The following is a 16,960-nucleotide window of genomic DNA, read 5'->3' as shown; positions in this document are numbered from 1 at the left end:
GGGCTCCCGTCTCCTCCGGTCCTTAGGACCGGCACGCTACCCACCCCGACCGCCTCCGCGCAGTGTACGGGCGCAGAAACCGACCTTGACAGGGTAAGGCCGGGCAAGGAGCATGGAACCGAACGATCGGTCGGTAGGGAGGGCACGGGAGCCGAGATGCCGGAGACGATCAGCGAAAGAGGCCGCGGGCCGGGAGCCGAGCCGGGTCCCCGATCCCGTACGGGCACGGGCACTGCGGAAGCCGCGCCGCAGGCCACCGCCGCGTTCGAGGCGAAGATCGCCGCGGACGAGCGCATCGAGCCGCGCGACTGGATGCCGGACGCCTACCGCGCGACGCTCGTGCGCCAGATCGCCCAGCACGCGCACTCCGAGATCATCGGCATGCAGCCGGAGGCGAACTGGCTGACGCGCGCCCCCTCCCTGCGCCGCAAGGCGATCCTGCTCGCCAAGGTGCAGGACGAGGCGGGCCACGGCCTGTATCTCTACAGCGCCGCCGAGACCCTGGGCACCGGCCGGGACCAGCTGCTGGACAAGCTGCACGCCGGCCGCCAGAAGTACTCCTCGATCTTCAACTACCCCACGCTCACCTGGGCCGACGTCGGTGCCATCGGCTGGCTCGTGGACGGCGCCGCGATCATCAACCAGGTGCCGCTGTGCCGCTGCTCCTACGGCCCGTACGCGCGCGCGATGGTCCGCATCTGCAAGGAGGAGTCCTTCCACCAGCGCCAGGGGTACGAGCTGCTCCACACCCTCGCGCACGGCACCCCGGGGCAGCGCGCGATGGCGCAGGACGCGGTCGACCGCTGGTGGTGGCCGTCGCTGATGATGTTCGGCCCGCCCGACGACGAGTCGGCGCACTCGGCGCAGTCCATGGCCTGGAAGATCAAGCGCCACTCGAACGACGAGCTGCGCCAGCGCTTCGTCGACATCTGCGTGCCGCAGGCCGAGATCCTGGGCCTGACGCTCCCGGACCCCGACCTGCGCTGGAACGAGGAGCGGGGACAGCACGACTTCGGTGCCATCGACTGGACGGAGTTCAAGGAGGTCCTCCGGGGGAACGGGCCGTGCAACGAGCAGCGGACAGGCCGCAGGCGGCAGGCGCACGAGGACGGCGCATGGGTGCGCGACGCCGCCGCGGCGTACGCCGCGAAGCGGGCGCGCGCCGCGGAGTCCGCGGAGGCGGCGGCATGACGGCGCCGGCCGCCGGCGGCGGTGCGGAGCCGGCCGCGGCCACGGGGCGTACGGGCGCGGAGACCGCCCCCGGGTCCGACGGCGCGGAGGCGGCGGGGGACTGGCCGCTGTGGGAGGTGTTCGTACGCAGCAGGCGCGGCCTGTCGCACGTGCACGCCGGCTCGCTGCACGCCCCGGACGCCGCCATGGCCCTGCGCAACGCGCGCGATCTCTACACCCGCCGCCAGGAGGGCGTCTCGGTGTGGGTCGTGCCGTCCGCGGCGGTCACGGCCTCCTCGCCCGACGAGAAGGACCCGTTCTTCGCCCCCGCCGCCGACAAGCCGTACCGGCACCCCACGTTCTACGAGCTGCCGGAGGGGGTGCGGAACCTGTGAGCACCGCCCAGGACCCGGCCACCGCCGCCCCGGCCCCCCTCGACCCGGCCGCCGCCGCGGGCGCGCTGGCGCTGGGGGACGACGCGCTCGTGCTCTCCCACCGGCTCGCGGAGTGGACCGGCCACGCGCCGGTCCTGGAGGAGGAGGTCGCCCTCGCGAACATCGCGCTCGACCTGCTCGGCCAGGCGCGCACGCTGCTCTCCCTCGTCGGGGACGAGGACGAGCTGGCCTTCCTCCGCGAGGAACGCGCCTTCCGCAACGTGCAGTTGGTCGAGCAGCCGAACGGCGACTTCGCGCACACGGTCGCCCGCCAGTTGTACTTCTCCGTCTACCAGGAGCTGCTCTACGGGCAGTTGGCCGCCGCCGGTGAGCCGTCGCCCCTGGCGCCGCTCGCGGCGAAGGCGGTGAAGGAGGTCGCGTACCACCGCGACCACGCCGAGCAGTGGACCCTGCGCCTCGGCGACGGCACGGAGACCTCGCACGCCCGGATGCGGGCGGGCCTCGACGCGCTCTGGCGGTTCACGGGCGAGTTGTTCCGGCCCGTCGGGGGCCTGGCGGTGGACTGGGCCGGGCTGGAGGCGGCGTGGCTGGCGACCGTGGGCGGCGTGCTGGAGCGCGCCACTCTCGCGCTGCCCGAGGGCCCGCGCGGCACCGGCTGGTCGGCCGGGGCCGGCCGCGAGGGCGTGCACACGGAGCCGTTCGGCCGGATGCTCGCGGAGATGCAGCATCTGCACCGCAGCCACCCGGGGGCGTCGTGGTGACGGACGCCCCGGGGGACACCCCGCTGGAGGAGCGGCTGCGGGAGCTGGCCGGCAGTGTGCCGGACCCGGAGCTGCCGATGCTGACGCTCGCGGAGCTGGGCGTGGTCCGCGGAGTGCGCAGGACCGGGGCGGCGGCGGTGGAGGTCGAGCTGACGCCGACGTACACGGGCTGCCCGGCCGTGGAGTCCATGGCCGAGGACATCGAGCGGGTGCTGCGCGAGCGCGGCGGGATGGCTGAGGTACGGGTGCGGCGGGTGCTGGCGCCGCCGTGGACGACGGACGACATCACGCCGGAGGGCCGCCGCAAGCTCGCCGAGTCGGGCATCGCCCCACCCCGTACGACGCGCCCCGAGGGCCCGGTCCCGGTCACGTTCCGCCCCCGGCGCGCCCCGGCTACGCCGTCGCCGGGCGACGGGTCGGCCCCGGCGCCGGGCCGTGCCGGCTCCATGACGCCGGGGACCGCCGTCCCCGTCGCGCCCGCCGCAGGCGTCCCGTGTCCCCACTGCGGCTCCGCCGAGACCGAGTTGCTGTCGCCGTTCTCCTCCACCGCCTGCAAGGCGCTCCGCCGCTGCACCGCCTGCCTGGAGCCCTTCGACCACTTCAAGGAGCTGACGTGACCTCCGCCGCCGCACCCCGGGGGCACGCCGTCTTCCACGACCTCAAGGTCGCCGACGTCCGCCGTCTCACCGACGACGCCGTCGCCGTGACCTTCGCCGTGCCGCCCGAGCTGCGCGCCGCGTACGGCTTCCGGGCCGGGCAGCACGTCGCCCTGCGGATCCCCACCGGCACCGAAGGCGGCACGAGCGACCGGCGGACGTACTCGATCTGCTCCCCCGAGGACCCCGCGCCCGCCGAGCTGACCGTCGGCGTCCGCGAGGTCGCCGACGGCGCCTGCTCGCCGTACGTCAACCGGCGGCTCGCGCCGGGGGAGACCCTGCCCGTGCTCACGCCCGCGGGCCGCTTCGGGCTGCGCGAGGCCCCCGTCCCCGGCGGGCGCTACGGCGCGGTGGTCGGCGGCAGCGGCATCACGCCCGTGCTCTCGATCGCCGCGACCCTCCTCGGGCACGACCCGCGGGCCCGCTTCTGCCTCGTCCGCAGCGACCGCTCGACCGACTCCGCGATGTTCCTGGAGGAGGTCGCCGACCTCAAGGACCGCTATCCCGACCGGCTCCAGGTCGTGCAGGTGCTCAGCCGCGAGGAGCAGCAGGCCGGGCTGGCCGCGGGACGGCTGGACGCGGCGCGGCTGGCGGAGCTGCTGCCCGCGCTGCTGCCGGTGGCGGACGTCGCGGGCTGGTTCCTGTGCGGGCCCTTCGGGCTGATCCAGCAGGCGGAGCGCGGGCTGCGCGGCCTCGGCGTCCCCCGCCGCCGGATCCACGAGGAGATCTTCCACATCGACGACGCCCCGGCTCCCGAGCCCGCAGGCGCCGCGCCCGAGCACAGCACGCTGACCGCCACCCTCGCGGGCCGCTCCGGCAGTTGGCCGCTGCGGCCGGGCGAGAAGCTGCTCGACGCGGTGCTGCGGGCCCGCCCGGACGCCCCGTACGCCTGCAAGGGCGGCGTCTGCGGTACGTGCCGGGCGTTCCTGGTCCGCGGCGAGGTCCGGATGGACCGCAGCTACGCGCTGGAGCCCGACGAGCTGGCCGCCGGCTACGTGCTGGCCTGCCAGTCGCACCCGGTGACCGAGCAGGTGGAGCTGGACTTCGACCGCTGACCGGGCCGTGTCAGAGCACGTGCCCCGCGGCGCCCTTGTCGTCCACGACCGGCCGCCCGGCGGCGGCCCACGCCTCCATGCCCCCGGCGACGTTGACGGCGTCCATCCCCTGCTGCACCAGGTACATCGCCACCTGCGCCGAGCGCCCGCCGGAGCGGCAGATCACGTTGATCCGGCCGTCCTGCGGCGCCGCCTCGGTCACCTCGCCGTAGCGCGCGGCGAACTGGCTCATCGGGACATGCAGGGCGCCCTCGGCGTGACCTGCCTGCCACTCGTCGTCCTCGCGGACGTCCAGGAGGAAGGCGGTCTCCGTCAGCTCGTCGATGCCGACCGTGGGTACGTGACCAAAGCTCATGCCCCGACGCTACCGGACCGCCGCCCGTGCCCGTCCCGGCTCTGTCCGGGCCCCGGCCCCGGCTCAGCCGCGGGCCAGCTCCGCGAGCGCCGCTTCCTTCTCCGACACCCGCGCCAGCAGCTCCTCGGCGATCTCCTCCAGCAACCGGTCCGGATCGTCGGGCGCCAGCTTCAGCATCTGGCCGATCGCGCCCTCCTCCAACTGCGTCGCGACCGACACCAGCAGCTCCTTGCGCTGCGCCAGCCACTCCAGCCGCTCGTACAGCTCCTCGGCCCGGCTGCGCCGGGGCTCCTCGGGCGCGGGCCCGGCCTGCCACTCCGCCTTGAGCGCGGTCAGCACCTCGACGTCCCCGGAGGCGTACGCGGTGTTCACCCGGGCGATGAACGCGCTGCGCCGGTCCGACTCGTGCTCGTCCTGGGCGAGGTCGGGGTGCGCCATGCGGGCCAGCTCGCGGTAGAGCCGCCGGGCCTCCTCGCTGGGCCGCACCCGCGGCGGCGGCGACACCGGCCGGCCGGTGAGCATGTCGGCGGCCTCCGGCGAGAGCCCGTCGGAGTCGAGCCAGCCGCCGAAGAGCTCCTCGACGCCGGGCATCGGCATCACCAGCGCCCGCGCCTCGTCGGCCCGGCGCTTGTCCTCCGGGTCGCCGGTCCGCTCGGCCCTGGCCTCGGCGATGAGGGCGTCCAGCTCGTCGAGGCGGCTGTACATGGGGCCGAGGCGCTGGTGGTGCAGCCGGGAGAAGTTGTCGACCTCGATACGGAACGTCTCGACGGCCACCTCGAACTCGATGAGGGCCTGCTCCGCGGCCCGTACGGCGCGCTCCAGCCGCTCGGCGCCGGTGTCCTCGCCGCCGTCCGCGTCCTCGGCGCGCTCGCCGCCGCCGGGTGTCCCGTCGGCGCGCGCGTGCTCGTCGTCGGGGGGCGTCTGCTCGTCGGGCTCCGCGGGTTCCGTCACCCCGCCAGCGTACGGGGTGGGCCTCCGGGCGGGACGGCCGGTTCCGGGAGGTGTGGCCCGCCGCATACGGCGCCGCCCGCCCCGGTCGCGGTCCGGTCGCGGAAACGGCGGGACCGGCGACGGCAGTGCCGTCGCCGGTCCGCTGATCGGGCAGGGCGGGAGGGCGCGGGCCCGGGGGCTCCGCGGCTCCGCCGCCTCAAGAGCCGTCACCGGCTCGGACGTTGACTCAGACGTTGACGCCGAAGTCCTGTGCGATGCCGCGCAGCCCCGAGGCGTAGCCCTGGCCCACGGCGCGGAACTTCCACTCGGCCCCGTTGCGGTACAGCTCGCCGAAGACCATGGCGGTCTCGGTCGAGGCGTCCTCGCTGAGGTCATAGCGGGCGATCTCGTTGTTGTCGGCCTGGTTGACGACGCGGATGAACGCGTTGCGCACCTGGCCGAAGCTCTGCTGGCGGCTCTCGGCCTCGTAGATCGACACCGGGAAGCTGATCTTCTCGATCTCGGCGGGCACGCCCGCGAGGTTCACCTTCACCTGCTCGTCGTCACCCTCGCCCTCACCGGTGAGGTTGTCACCGGTGTGCTCGACGGAGCCGTCGGGGCTCTTGAGGTTGTTGAAGAAGATGAAGTGCTGGTCCGAGAGGACCTTCCCGTCGGCGCCGAGCAGCAGCGCGCTGGCGTCGAGGTCGAAGTCCGAGCCGGTGGTGGTACGCACGTCCCAGCCGAGACCGACGACGACGGCCGTGAGCCCCGGCGCCTCCTTCGTCAGCGAGACGTTTCCACCCTTAGCGAGGCTGACACCCATGACTTACCCTGCCCCAATCCGGCGCGGGCCGCGCCGCTTGACGAACATTGCTGGGCCCGGCTGACCGCGGCACCCATCGGTGCAACGAGCACCCCGGGACCCCGGTTCCCGCCAGCGTACGGCGACGAATCGGACCTCGTGCCTTTGGGTCTACCACCTTCGCCGATCGCCCCGGAACCCCCCGGGCGGCGCGTTACGCCGTCCGGGCGTTTCACGTGAAACCAGACCGGGCCGCCCCGCGGCGGCCCGACGCTCCCCTCAACCGTTTCACACATCGCCGACCGGCGCCGTGCTGCCGGGAAAGAGCGCAAGCGCATCCGGGCCCCTCGGCCGCGGCACACGCCCGACGAGCGCCAGGCGCGGGGCGCACAACAAAACGACGGAAGGCTCCCCGCACCGGTGACTTGCGTCACCGGGCCGGACACCTTCCGTCGATGCCGTCTGTGTGCGCGAGGGGGGAGTTGAACCCCCACGTCCTTTCGGACACTGGAACCTGAATCCAGCGCGTCTGCCTATTCCGCCACCCGCGCAAAGGGTGTGCCGTACGCGACTGGAAGCCGCCCCGGCGTTGTGCTGACGTCAGGAAGACTAGCACGCGGTCCGGGCCCGAATCACATCCGATTTGCCCGCACCGAGGCCGCTCGGGGCCGCGGGTGCGGGACACTGGGAGGAGCCGCCCGTACCATCCCAGGGGACGCCTGGGCGGACGGTGGAGGAGCAGGGCGGGGCGGCCGGCTGGACGGCCGTCCCGACAGGTGCGAGACAGGTGTGAGAGAGGACACCAGGTACCGGCGGCGGGGACCGGGAACCAGTCCATTCGCCCGCGCGTGGATACGATCAGCGTGCAGTTTCGAGCAGCATGTTCGAGGGCCCGGCGGGAAGGCCCGTAGGAGAGGAGGTGCCCCGTGGGAGTACTCAAGCGCTTCGAGCAGCGTCTCGAGGGTCTCGTCAACGGCACCTTCGCCAAGGTGTTCAAGTCCGAGGTGCAGCCGGTGGAGATCGCCGGCGCCCTGCAGCGCGAGTGCGACAACAACGCCACGATCTGGAACCGTGAGCGCACCGTCGTACCCAACGACTTCATCGTGGAGCTGAGCGCCCCCGACTACGACCGGCTCGCTCCCTACTCCGGCCAGCTCGGCGAGGAGCTGGCCGCCATGGTCCGCGACTACGCCCAGCAGCAGCGCTACACCTTCATGGGCCCGATAAAGGTGCACCTGGAGAAGGCCGAGGACCTCGACACGGGCCTCTACCGGATCCGCAGCCGCACCCTGGCGGGCAGCCACTCCCAGGCGCCCGCGCGGGGCCGGCCCGGCGGGGCGCCCACCATGCCCCCGGGACCCGCGGGCCCCGGCAGCTACGGCTCCCAGCCCAGCGACTACGCCGCCTACGGCCGGCCGCCGCAGCACCAGCCGCCGCCCATGCCCGCAGGACCGCCGCCAGGACCGCCCGGCGGCGCCCCCGCCGGTGCCGCAGCCGGCGCGCGCCGGCTGCGGCACTGGCTGGAGATCAACGGCGTACGCCACCAGATGACCAGGCAGTCGCTGGTCCTGGGCCGCAGCACGGAAGCCGACGTGCGGATCGACGACCCCGGCGTCTCCCGCCGGCACGCCGAGATCCGCACCTTCGACGGCGGCGCGATGGTGCAGGATCTCGGGTCCACGAACGGCATCGTGGTGGACGACCAGCACACCCAGCGCGCTACGCTCCGCGACGGCTCACGCATCCGCGTGGGCAACACCACCGTCCTCTACCGGCAAGAAGGGTGAAGCGGGGCCGATGTCAGAGCTGACCCTGACGGTCATGCGGCTGGGTTTCCTCGCCGTACTGTGGCTGTTCGTCATCGTCGCCGTACAGGTCATCCGCAGCGACCTGTTCGGCACCCGGGTCACCCGGCGGGCGGCGGCCGCCCAGGACCGGCCGCCGCCGCGGCCACAGGCGCCGCCGCAGGACGCCAGGGGCGGCCGCGGCGGGCGCCGGGGCCAGCGCGGGGCCCCGACCAAACTCGTGGTCACCGAGGGGTCGCTCACCGGCACCACCGTCACCCTGCAGGGGCAGACCATCACCCTGGGACGGGCCCACGATTCGACAATCGTGCTGGACGACGACTACGCCTCCTCGCGGCATGCCAGGATCTATCCGGACCGTGACGGGCGCTGGATCGTGGAGGACCTCGGTTCCACCAACGGCACCTACCTCGACCGGACCCGGCTGACCGTGCCGGTGCCGATCCCGCCCGGCGCACCGATCCGGATCGGCAAGACCGTCATCGAGCTGCGGAAGTAGAAGACCATGACCGGAGGGCGGGCACCATGCGGATGTACCCGGAGCCGACCGGCGAGGTGCGCATGAGCCTCTCTCTGCGCTTCGCCGCCGGGTCGCACGAGGGCATGATCCGTGACCACAACGAGGACTCCGGCTACGCCGGTCCCCGGCTGCTCGCCATCGCCGACGGCATGGGCGGCCAGGCCGCCGGCGAGGTCGCCAGCTCCGAGGTCATCTCCGTCATGGTCGCCCTCGACGAGGACGTCCCGGGCTCCGACCTGCTCACCGCACTCGGTACGACCGTGGAGCACGCCAACGACCGGCTGCGCCGCATGGTCGAGGAGGACCCGCGCCTGGAGGGCATGGGCACCACGCTCACGGCCCTGCTCTGGACGGGCCAGCGGCTGGGCCTCGTGCACGTCGGCGACTCCCGCGCGTACCTGCTGCGCGACGGTGCGCTGACGCAGATCACCAAGGACCACACCTGGGTGCAGCGGCTCGTCGACGAGAACCGCATCACCGAGGAGGAGGCGACCACCCACCCGCAGCGCTCGCTGCTCATGCGCGCGCTCGGCAGCGGCGACCAGGTCGAGCCCGACCTGTCCATCCGCGAGGTGCGCGCCGGCGACCGCTACCTGGTCTGCTCCGACGGCCTGTCGTCCGTGGTCAGCCACGAGACGATGGAGAACACCCTCGCCGGTTACGCCGGGCCGCAGGAGACGGTGCAGGAGCTGATCGAGCTCGCGCTCCGCGGCGGCGGCCCGGACAACATCACCGTCATCATCGCCGACGTCCTCGACGCCGCCGACGACGACACCATGGCCGGCCGGCTCAACGACGCCCCCCTGGTCGTCGGCGCCGTCGCCGAGAACCAGCACCAGATCGACACCGCCGGCATGCAGACCCCGGCCGCCCGCGCCGCGGGCCTGGGCCGGCCCACGCCCCCGCAGGCCGGCGGCTTCGGCCCGGCCGGCGACGGCGGCGACCCGTACGGGCTGTCGTACAACGACGAGGACTTCGTCAAGGCCCCGCCCCGCTTCAAGTGGCTCAAGCGCGGGCTGCTGATCGCCGTGGTCCTCGGCGGGCTGGGGTTCGGCGGCTACAAGGCGTACGACTGGACCCAGTCCCAGTACTACGTGGGCATGAAGGACGACCACGTCGCCGTCTACCAGGGCATCGACCAGAAGCTCGCCTGGATGAGCCTCTCCTCCGTCCACCAGGACCACCCCGACATCGAGCTGAAGTACCTCCCCACGTACCAGCAGAAGCGTGTCGAGGACAACATCGCCGAGGAGAGCCTCGGCGACGCCCAGGCGAAGGTGGCCGACCTCCAGGAGCAGGCCGACGTCTGCCGTACGGTCGCGGAGGCCGAGGCCGCCGACTCCCGTGCACGGGAGGAGGAGCGGCGGCAGCAGGAGCAGGAGAAGCAGAACCCCGACAAGCAGGGCGACGCAGGGGACAAGGCCGGAGACAGGGCGGGGGACGAGAAGCCCGAGTCGCCGGCGCCCGGAGCCTCGTTCACCGAGGAAGAGCAGAAACTGGCGAGGCAGTGCCCGAACCAATAACCCGTTGGGGGGCGGACCGTACATGAGCAGCAGCCACACCAGCACCATCAGTTCGGTGGCTGCGCCCAGTCGGCGCAACACAGAGCTGGCGATGCTCGTCTTCGCCGTGCTGATCCCGGTCTTCGCGTACGTGAACGTGGGTCTGGCGAAGGAGGACACGGTCCCGGCCGGCGTCCTCGGCTACGCGGCGGGGCTCGGCTGTCTGGCCGCCGTCGCGCACCTGGTGGTGCGGAAGTTCGCCCCGTACTCCGACCCGCTGCTGCTGCCGATCGCCACCCTTCTCAACGGCCTGGGCCTGGTGCTGATCTGGCGCCTCGACCAGGAGCCGTCGCTCACCACGCCCGCGCTCGGCGGCCCGATGGCGCCCGGCCAGCTCATGTGGTCCGCGGTCGGCGTCGGGCTCTTCGTCGTCGTGCTGCTCTTCCTTAAGGACCACCGGGTCCTGCAGCGTTACACGTACATCTCCATGGCCGCGGCGCTGATCCTGCTCATCATGCCGATGGTGCCGGGACTGGGCGCGAACGTGAACGGCGCCCGCATCTGGATCCGCATCCCGGGCCTCGGCTCGCTGCAGCCGGGCGAGTTCGCGAAGATCGTCATCGCGGTCTTCTTCGCCGGCTACCTGATGGTCAAGCGGGACGCGCTGGCCCTGGCCAGCCGCCGCTTCATGGGGCTGTACCTGCCGCGCGGCCGCGACCTCGGCCCGATCCTGGTGATCTGGGGCCTCAGCCTCATGATCCTGGTCTTCGAGACCGACCTCGGCACCTCGCTGCTCTTCTTCGGCCTCTTCGTGATCATGCTCTACGTGGCCACGGAGCGCACGAGCTGGATCGTCTTCGGCCTGCTGCTGTCCGCACTCGGCGCGGTGAGCGTGGCCTCCTTCAACAGCCACATCGGCGACCGCGTCGACAACTGGCTGAACCCGCTGGCACGCAGCCCCGTCAACGACGGTGTCACCGAGACCGCCCAGGCGATGTACTCCTTCGGTTCCGGCGGCCTCTTCGGCTCCGGCCTCGGCCAGGGCTTCTCGCGGCTGATCGGCGGCATCGCCACCAAGAGCGACTACATCCTCGCCACCGTCGGCGAGGAGCTGGGCCTGACCGGCCTGATGGCGATCGTCGTCCTCTACGGGCTCCTCATCGAGCGCGGCATGCGCACGGCCCTCGCGGCCCGCGACCCGTTCGGCAAGCTGCTCGCGGTCGGCCTCTCCGGCGCGTTCGCGCTGCAGTGCTTCGTCGTCGCCGGCGGCGTCACCGCGCTCATCCCGCTGACCGGCATGACGATGCCGTTCCTCGCCCAGGGTGGCTCCTCGGTCATCGCCAACTGGGCACTGATCGCGATCCTGCTGCGCATCAGCGACACCGCGCGCAGGCCGGCACCGGCGCCCGCACCTTCGCCCGACGCCGAGATGACCCAGGTGGTACGCACATGAACAAGCCACTCCGCCGCGTCGCCGTCTTCTGCTGCCTGCTGGTGATAGCCCTGCTCGTCCGGGTCAACTGGATCCAGTTCGTCGAGGCCGACGAGCTGCGCAACCACGAGGACAACCGGCGCGTGGCCATCGAGCGCTACGCCCATCCCCGGGGCAACATCATCGTCGGTGACAAGGCGATCACCGGCTCGGCCGAGACCTCGGGCAGCGACTTCAGGTACAAGCGCACCTACAAGGACGGCCCCCTGTGGGCCCCCGTCACCGGCTACGCCTCCCAGGCGTTCGGCGCCAACCAGCTCGAGGCGCTGAACGACGGCATCCTCACCGGCAACGACGACCGGCTGTTCTTCAACCGCACGATCGACATGATCACCGGCAAGGACAAGAAGGGCGGCAACGTCGTCACCACCCTCGACGCGAACGTGCAGAAGGCCGCGTTCGAGGGCCTGGGCGACCGCAAGGGCGCCGTCGCCGCCATCGACCCGGAGACCGGCGCGATCCTCGGCCTGGCCAGCAGCCCCAGCTACGACCCGTCCTCCTTCGCGGGCAACTCCGACAAGGACTCGGAGAACTGGGTCGCGCTGAACAAGGACAAGGACAAGCCGATGCTCAACCGGGCGCTGCGCGAGACGTACCCGCCCGGGTCGACGTTCAAGGTCGTCACCGCCGCGGCGGCGCTGGAGAGCGGCGAGTACGACATGGACGAGCCGACCGGCGCCCCCGAGACGTACAAGCTGCCGCTGTCGACCAACACCCTGGGCAACGAGGTCAAGAACGTGTGCGAGGACGCGACCCTGCGCGAGGCGCTGCAGTGGTCGTGCAACTCCGTCTACGCGATGATCAGCGACAAGGTCGGCAACGAGGGCATGATCGAGATGTCCGAGAAGTTCGGCTTCGGCAACTCCGAGCTCGACACCCCGGTCCGCGCCGCCGAGAGCATCTACCCGGAGATGGACCGCCCGCAGAACGCCATGGGCGGCATCGGCCAGGCGTCCAACCGCGCGACGCCGCTGCAGATGGCGATGGTCGCCTCGGCCGTCGCCAACGACGGCGAGCTGATGAAGCCGTACATGGTCGAGAAGCTGGTGGCGCCGAACCTCAACGACATCGAGGTGACGCAGCCGCAGACGCTGAGCGAGCCGCTCTCCGGCGAGAACGCGCAGAAGATGCAGCAGATGATGGAGACCGTCGTCAACGAGGGCACGGGCTCCAACGCCAGGATCGACGGGGCCACCGTCGGCGGCAAGACGGGTACCGCGCAGCACGGCATCGACAACCGCGACCTGCCGTACGCCTGGTTCATCTCGTACGCCAAGGACCCCGACAGCGACAAGCAGATCGCCGTCGCCGTCGTCGTCGAGGACGCGAGCGCGAACCGCGACGACATCTCCGGCGGCGGCGTCGCGGCGCCGATCGCGAAGAGCGTCATGGAAGCCGGTCTGGGGCGGTAGCGGACCGCACGCAAGCGGAACGCAGGCGGGGAACGAAAGGGTGAGGAGTGGAGCGGCGGGGGATGTCACCCGGGGGGAGTGCCGGGAAAGTGACCGCATGAAGGGAACCGCGGAGCGGGTGCGCGGCGTCACCCGATAGCGGTCGGATACCGGTCGGATATCGGCTGACGGTCTGGCCCGAGCGGTGTCATCCGCGCCCGGTACGGTATGCCGAGCAGCACGAGCCGGACACCCCGTGCCGGTGCTCCACTTCGGCACGGGGGCAGGAACGGAAGAGGGCTGGGAGAAGCTATGGAAGAGCCGCGTCGCCTCGGCGGGCGGTACGAGCTGGGCCAGGTGCTCGGCCGCGGCGGGATGGCCGAGGTGTACCTCGCCCACGACACCCGCCTCGGCCGTACGGTCGCGGTCAAGACGCTCCGCGCCGACATGGCCCGCGACCCCTCGTTCCAGGCCCGCTTCCGCCGCGAGGCCCAGTCCGCGGCCTCCCTGAACCACCCCGCCATCGTCGCCGTGTACGACACCGGCGAGGACTACATCGACAGCGTCTCCATCCCGTACATCGTCATGGAGTACGTCGACGGCTCCACGCTGCGCGAGCTGCTGCACTCCGGGCGCAAGCTGCTGCCCGAGCGCACGCTGGAGATGTGCACGGGCATCCTCCAGGCCCTGGAGTACTCGCACCGCAGCGGCATCGTCCACCGCGACATCAAGCCGGCGAACGTCATGCTGACGCGCACCGGCCAGGTCAAGGTCATGGACTTCGGCATCGCCCGCGCGATGGGCGACTCCGGCATGACGATGACGCAGACCGCGGCGGTCATCGGCACCGCGCAGTACCTCTCCCCCGAGCAGGCCAAGGGCGAGCAGGTCGACGCCCGCTCCGACCTGTACTCGACGGGCTGCCTGCTGTACGAGCTGCTGACCGGCCGGCCGCCGTTCGTCGGCGACTCCCCGGTGGCGGTGGCGTACCAGCACGTACGCGAGGAGGCGCCGCCGCCGAGCACGTTCGACCCCGAGGTCACGCCCGAGATGGACGCCATCGTGATGAAGGCGCTCGTCAAGGACCCGGACTACCGGTACCAGAGCGCCGACGAGATGCGCGCCGACATCGACGCCGCGCTGGAGGGCCTGCCCGTCGCTGCGGCCGCCGCGATGGGCGCCGTCGGCTACGGCGGCGACACCCCGACCACCGCCATGACCCCGCAGAACGGCTACGGCACCACGATGCTGCCGCCCGCGCGGGACGACGACGGCGGCATGGGCTACGACGGCGGGCAGGGCCGCCGCCGGCAGCAGAAGCGAAGCGGCGCGACGTCGACGGTGCTGCTGATCCTCGCCGGCATCCTGGTCCTGGTGGGCGCCATCTTCATCGGGAAGTCCCTCTTCGGCGAACAGGGGGCGGACCCGGTCACGGTGCCGAACGTCGTCGGCGACAAGTTCGCGGACGCCCAGAACGCCATGAGCAACGTCAAGCTCACCCTGACGAAGTCCGGCGAGGAGCGCTGCGACGAGCCCAAGGGCACGGTGTGCAGCACCACCCCGGCGGCCGGCGAGGACGTCGACCGCGGCTCGACGGTCACGGCGGTCGTCTCCAAGGGCCCGGGCACGCAGAAGGTCACCGTCCCGAACGTGGAGGGCGTCGACGCCGACGAGGCCGAGGACACCCTGCGGGAGGCGGGCTTCGACGTCGAGCAGGAGGACCAGGAGTCCAGCGAGCCGGAGGGGCAGGTGCTGAGCCAGGACCCCGAAGGCGACACCAAGGCCCCGAAGGGCGCGACCGTGACGCTCACCGTCGCGGTCGAGCCGGAGGAGACGGAGCCGGCGACGATCAACATCCCGCGGGTCATCGACCTCTCGTACGAGGACGCGAAGTCGACCCTGGAGGGCCAGGGCTTCGTCGTCTCGCGCACCGACCAGCAGACGGCCGACGCCGCCCCGGAGACGGTCATCGCGCAGAGCCCGGAGGGCGGCACCGCGGCCACGGAGGGCGACACGGTCACGGTGACCGTCGCCGTCGAGCCGGACGAGCCGTCGACGGTGGCGGTGCCGTCGGACCTGGTCAACAAGACGGTCGGGGAGGCGAAGGCCCAGTTGCAGGGCATGGGCCTGGTCGCCGGCTTCATCCCCGGCGCCCCCTCGGACGACGCCGCGATCGTCATGGCGCACGACCCGCCGGCGGGCACCGAGGTGGAGCCGGGCAGCACCGTGAACCTGGTCACGCGGCCGGGCGACGGCAGGTAGGGCCCCCGGGCCCGGCTCCCGGCCGGGGAGATCACCGCGATGCGAGCGCCCCCGCCGAGCGGGTAGGCTGGGGGCCGCTTCGGGGCCTTAGCTCAGTTGGTAGAGCGCTGTCTTTGCATGGCAGATGTCAGGAGTTCGACTCTCCTAGGCTCCACGACCTGCGCCCGCGGACCGGATGCAGGGGAACGCCCTCCGGAAGGGATCTTCCGGAGGGCGTTCCTTTGTGTGGGGAAGGGGTCCCGGTGGTGACGGCCGCGGCGGCTTCGGCGTGATCGACGCCACACGGGCCGGCGGCTGGAGCGTCACCCGCCGTCAGAGGTCGTCCTCGCGTTCGTAGTACGCGCGGCCGGTGTCCGTGGGCTCGCCCGCCTCCGAGCGGGCCGTGCCGCCGCCCTCGGCGTCCATGTCCGCCGCCTGGCGGGCCTCGGCGTCCGCGTCCCGGCCTGCGTCGGCGCGGTCGACGCGGGTCTCGCGGTCCATGTACGCGGTGTCGTCGACGATCCGGGTGGTGGAGGCGTCGCTTCCGGGTTCCGTGGCCTCCGGGGGTTCGACCATCCAGTCCGGGTTGACCTGGCGGTCCCACCAGTGCCAGGCGACGACCGCCGCGGCGCCGAGGGCGCCGACGACGGCGGTGCGCTTGACCGTACGGCCGACGGCCGCGCGGCGCTGCCGCCTGCGCGCCAGCCGGTCGATCTCCGCCGGGCTCACCTCGCCGCGCAGCGCCGACAGCGCCGCGGTGCCGCGGACGGCGGCCTGCCTGGTCGCGGGGCCCGCGGCGGCCTTCGTCGCCACCGCCGCGGCCTTCGTCGCCGCGGCGGCGCCCAGGACGCGCGGGGCCGCGTACGCCGCCGCCCCGCGCGCCCGGCGGGCCATTCCGGAGGCGGTCCTGTCCAGTTCGCCGGGCACCGCCTGGCGCACCTTCCGTACCTGGGGCTCCAGGTGGGCGCCGTACGCCACCTGGGCGTTCGCGGCCATGTCGGAGACCATCGGGCGGAAGCGCTCCAGCGCCTCGTGCGCCATGTGGGCGCATTGGTCCCTGGCGGTGGCGGCGTACGGCGCCACCGCCTCGGCCGCCTGCTGCACGCTCTGCTTCGCCGTGTCAGTGGCCGTGCGCGCACCGTTCTTGCGGGTCACGGATCTCTCCTTCGTACGGGCCGGGTGGCACTGTGCGCCTCTTCACTGCGTACAGATCATGCCCAGATTCAACCTTTTAAGCATGTTATGTCACGCCGATCACTTGGCAGGAGGCTGGGGATCGCCCGGGCGGGCGTGCGAGGATCGGGGGACGCAAATGAATCCGTAAGGAAGGCACATCGTGGCCGAGCAGCTCTACGCCACCCTGAAGACGAACCACGGCGACATCGAGGTGAAGCTCCTGCCGAACCACGCGCCGAAGACGGTGCAGAACTTCGTCGGGCTCGCCACCGGCGAGCGCGAGTGGACCCACCCGGCGACGGGTCAGGTCTCCCACGAGCGTCTGTACGACGGCACCGTGTTCCACCGCGTCATCAGCGGCTTCATGATCCAGGGCGGTGACCCGCTGGGCAACGGCACCGGCGGCCCCGGCTACGAGTTCGGTGACGAGTTCCACCCGGACCTGGCCTTCGACCGCCCGTACCTGCTGGCGATGGCGAACGCCGGGCCCGGCACCAACGGTTCGCAGTTCTTCATCACCGTGGCGCCGACCGCCTGGCTGACCGGCAAGCACACCATCTTCGGTGAGGTCGCCGACGAGGCCGGCAAGAAGGTCGTCGACGAGATCGCGGCCGTCCGGACGAAGCGGGCCGACCGCCCCGAGAAGGACGTGGTCATCGAGTCCGTGGAGATCACGCGCCGCTGACCCCGGGAACCTGAGCGCCCCGCC

The 16,960-nt window shown here is 72.3% G+C and carries 16 protein-coding genes and 2 tRNA genes; 13 read left to right on the top strand and 5 right to left on the bottom strand.

Annotated elements, in window-relative coordinates:
* Nucleotides 1–156 precede the first annotated feature (156 nt).
* The 5 genes from paaA to FB457_RS20995 are packed head-to-tail and all read left to right on the top strand — an operon-like array spanning nucleotide 157 to nucleotide 4,037.
* Nucleotides 157–1,191, top strand: a complete 1,035-nt coding sequence (paaA, locus tag FB457_RS21015) for a 1,2-phenylacetyl-CoA epoxidase subunit PaaA (protein ID WP_145782807.1) — start codon at nucleotides 157–159, stop codon at nucleotides 1,189–1,191.
* Nucleotides 1,188–1,565 (top strand): 1,2-phenylacetyl-CoA epoxidase subunit PaaB, encoded by a 378-nt coding sequence (paaB, locus tag FB457_RS21010; protein WP_253911312.1) that lies wholly within the window; start codon nucleotides 1,188–1,190, stop codon nucleotides 1,563–1,565. The genes paaA and paaB overlap by 4 nt, the downstream gene beginning before the upstream one ends.
* Nucleotides 1,562–2,326 carry a 1,2-phenylacetyl-CoA epoxidase subunit PaaC gene (paaC, locus tag FB457_RS21005; RefSeq protein WP_145782804.1) on the top strand — a complete coding sequence of 255 codons (765 nt, stop codon included), beginning with the start codon at nucleotides 1,562–1,564 and terminating at the stop codon, nucleotides 2,324–2,326. The genes paaB and paaC overlap by 4 nt, the downstream gene beginning before the upstream one ends.
* Complete coding sequence (paaD, locus tag FB457_RS21000; RefSeq protein ID WP_078898331.1) at nucleotides 2,320–2,943, top strand: 1,2-phenylacetyl-CoA epoxidase subunit PaaD; 624 nt, start codon at nucleotides 2,320–2,322, stop codon at nucleotides 2,941–2,943. The genes paaC and paaD overlap by 7 nt, the downstream gene beginning before the upstream one ends.
* Nucleotides 2,940–4,037 carry a 2Fe-2S iron-sulfur cluster-binding protein gene (locus tag FB457_RS20995; RefSeq protein ID WP_145782803.1) on the top strand — a complete coding sequence of 366 codons (1,098 nt, stop codon included), beginning with the start codon at nucleotides 2,940–2,942 and terminating at the stop codon, nucleotides 4,035–4,037. Before paaD ends, FB457_RS20995 begins: the two co-directional genes overlap by 4 nt.
* A gap of 10 nt (nucleotides 4,038–4,047) precedes the next feature.
* Here FB457_RS20995 and FB457_RS20990 read toward each other — a convergent pair whose 3' ends face one another.
* The 4 genes from FB457_RS20990 to FB457_RS20975 form a co-directional block, all read right to left on the bottom strand.
* Nucleotides 4,048–4,392 (bottom strand): rhodanese-like domain-containing protein, encoded by a 345-nt coding sequence (locus FB457_RS20990; RefSeq protein WP_047016830.1) that lies wholly within the window; start codon nucleotides 4,390–4,392, stop codon nucleotides 4,048–4,050.
* 63 nt (nucleotides 4,393–4,455) lie between these two features.
* Nucleotides 4,456–5,343 carry a J domain-containing protein gene (locus FB457_RS20985; protein ID WP_145782801.1) on the bottom strand — a complete coding sequence of 296 codons (888 nt, stop codon included), beginning with the start codon at nucleotides 5,341–5,343 and terminating at the stop codon, nucleotides 4,456–4,458.
* Between the two features lie 226 nt (nucleotides 5,344–5,569).
* Nucleotides 5,570–6,145, bottom strand: a complete 576-nt coding sequence (locus FB457_RS20980) for a TerD family protein (RefSeq protein WP_047016828.1) — start codon at nucleotides 6,143–6,145, stop codon at nucleotides 5,570–5,572.
* A gap of 446 nt (nucleotides 6,146–6,591) precedes the next feature.
* Nucleotides 6,592–6,675: transfer RNA gene (locus tag FB457_RS20975), tRNA-Leu, on the bottom strand.
* A 375-nt stretch (nucleotides 6,676–7,050) separates the two neighbouring features.
* Between FB457_RS20975 and FB457_RS20970 the strand changes: the two genes are divergently transcribed.
* From FB457_RS20970 to FB457_RS20940, 7 genes are all read left to right on the top strand, one after another.
* Nucleotides 7,051–7,911, top strand: a complete 861-nt coding sequence (locus tag FB457_RS20970) for a DUF3662 and FHA domain-containing protein (protein ID WP_145782799.1) — start codon at nucleotides 7,051–7,053, stop codon at nucleotides 7,909–7,911.
* A 10-nt stretch (nucleotides 7,912–7,921) separates the two neighbouring features.
* Complete coding sequence (locus FB457_RS20965; RefSeq protein WP_047016826.1) at nucleotides 7,922–8,428, top strand: FHA domain-containing protein FhaB/FipA; 507 nt, start codon at nucleotides 7,922–7,924, stop codon at nucleotides 8,426–8,428.
* Between the two features lie 26 nt (nucleotides 8,429–8,454).
* A complete protein-coding gene (locus FB457_RS20960; RefSeq protein WP_047016825.1) occupies nucleotides 8,455–9,972 on the top strand; it encodes a PP2C family protein-serine/threonine phosphatase in 1,518 nt (505 codons plus the stop codon).
* A 22-nt stretch (nucleotides 9,973–9,994) separates the two neighbouring features.
* Entirely contained in the window at nucleotides 9,995–11,404 is a 1,410-nt protein-coding gene (locus tag FB457_RS20955; RefSeq protein ID WP_047016824.1) for an FtsW/RodA/SpoVE family cell cycle protein, read from the top strand.
* Nucleotides 11,401–12,855: a penicillin-binding transpeptidase domain-containing protein gene (locus FB457_RS20950; protein ID WP_145782798.1), complete on the top strand. Its 1,455-nt coding sequence runs from the start codon at nucleotides 11,401–11,403 to the stop codon at nucleotides 12,853–12,855. Before FB457_RS20955 ends, FB457_RS20950 begins: the two co-directional genes overlap by 4 nt.
* Before the next feature lie 291 nt (nucleotides 12,856–13,146).
* Nucleotides 13,147–15,096 (top strand): Stk1 family PASTA domain-containing Ser/Thr kinase, encoded by a 1,950-nt coding sequence (gene pknB / locus FB457_RS20945; protein WP_145782796.1) that lies wholly within the window; start codon nucleotides 13,147–13,149, stop codon nucleotides 15,094–15,096.
* Between the two features lie 81 nt (nucleotides 15,097–15,177).
* Nucleotides 15,178–15,250 (top strand) — tRNA-Ala (locus tag FB457_RS20940).
* Between the two features lie 158 nt (nucleotides 15,251–15,408).
* On the opposite strand, the gene FB457_RS20935 is transcribed toward FB457_RS20940, so the two are convergent.
* Nucleotides 15,409–16,230: a DUF5324 family protein gene (locus FB457_RS20935; RefSeq protein WP_145782795.1), complete on the bottom strand. Its 822-nt coding sequence runs from the start codon at nucleotides 16,228–16,230 to the stop codon at nucleotides 15,409–15,411.
* Between the two features lie 181 nt (nucleotides 16,231–16,411).
* Here FB457_RS20935 and FB457_RS20930 point away from each other — a divergent pair, with 181 nt between their 5' ends.
* Nucleotides 16,412–16,936 (top strand): peptidylprolyl isomerase, encoded by a 525-nt coding sequence (locus FB457_RS20930; RefSeq protein ID WP_047016820.1) that lies wholly within the window; start codon nucleotides 16,412–16,414, stop codon nucleotides 16,934–16,936.
* Nucleotides 16,937–16,960 lie beyond the last annotated feature (24 nt).

This window comes from Streptomyces sp. CNZ287 (assembly GCF_007827615.1).
The sequence above is the reverse complement of the archived record's forward strand: the minus strand, read 5'-3'. Positions and strand labels throughout refer to the sequence as shown.

What these genes read in the sequence shown, in the direction of transcription:
- FB457_RS20990 (WP_047016830.1), bottom strand. Translation starts at nt 4,392, where the DNA reads ATGAGCTTTGGTCACGTACCCACGGTCGGCATCGACGAGCTGACGGAG.
- FB457_RS20980 (WP_047016828.1), bottom strand. Translation starts at nt 6,145, where the DNA reads ATGGGTGTCAGCCTCGCTAAGGGTGGAAACGTCTCGCTGACGAAGGAG.
- paaB (WP_253911312.1), top strand. Translation starts at nt 1,188, where the DNA reads ATGACGGCGCCGGCCGCCGGCGGCGGTGCGGAGCCGGCCGCGGCCACG.
- FB457_RS20950 (WP_145782798.1), top strand. Translation starts at nt 11,401, where the DNA reads ATGAACAAGCCACTCCGCCGCGTCGCCGTCTTCTGCTGCCTGCTGGTG.
- paaA (WP_145782807.1), top strand. Translation starts at nt 157, where the DNA reads ATGCCGGAGACGATCAGCGAAAGAGGCCGCGGGCCGGGAGCCGAGCCG.
- FB457_RS20955 (WP_047016824.1), top strand. Translation starts at nt 9,995, where the DNA reads ATGAGCAGCAGCCACACCAGCACCATCAGTTCGGTGGCTGCGCCCAGT.
- FB457_RS20960 (WP_047016825.1), top strand. Translation starts at nt 8,455, where the DNA reads ATGCGGATGTACCCGGAGCCGACCGGCGAGGTGCGCATGAGCCTCTCT.
- FB457_RS20965 (WP_047016826.1), top strand. Translation starts at nt 7,922, where the DNA reads ATGTCAGAGCTGACCCTGACGGTCATGCGGCTGGGTTTCCTCGCCGTA.
- pknB (WP_145782796.1), top strand. Translation starts at nt 13,147, where the DNA reads ATGGAAGAGCCGCGTCGCCTCGGCGGGCGGTACGAGCTGGGCCAGGTG.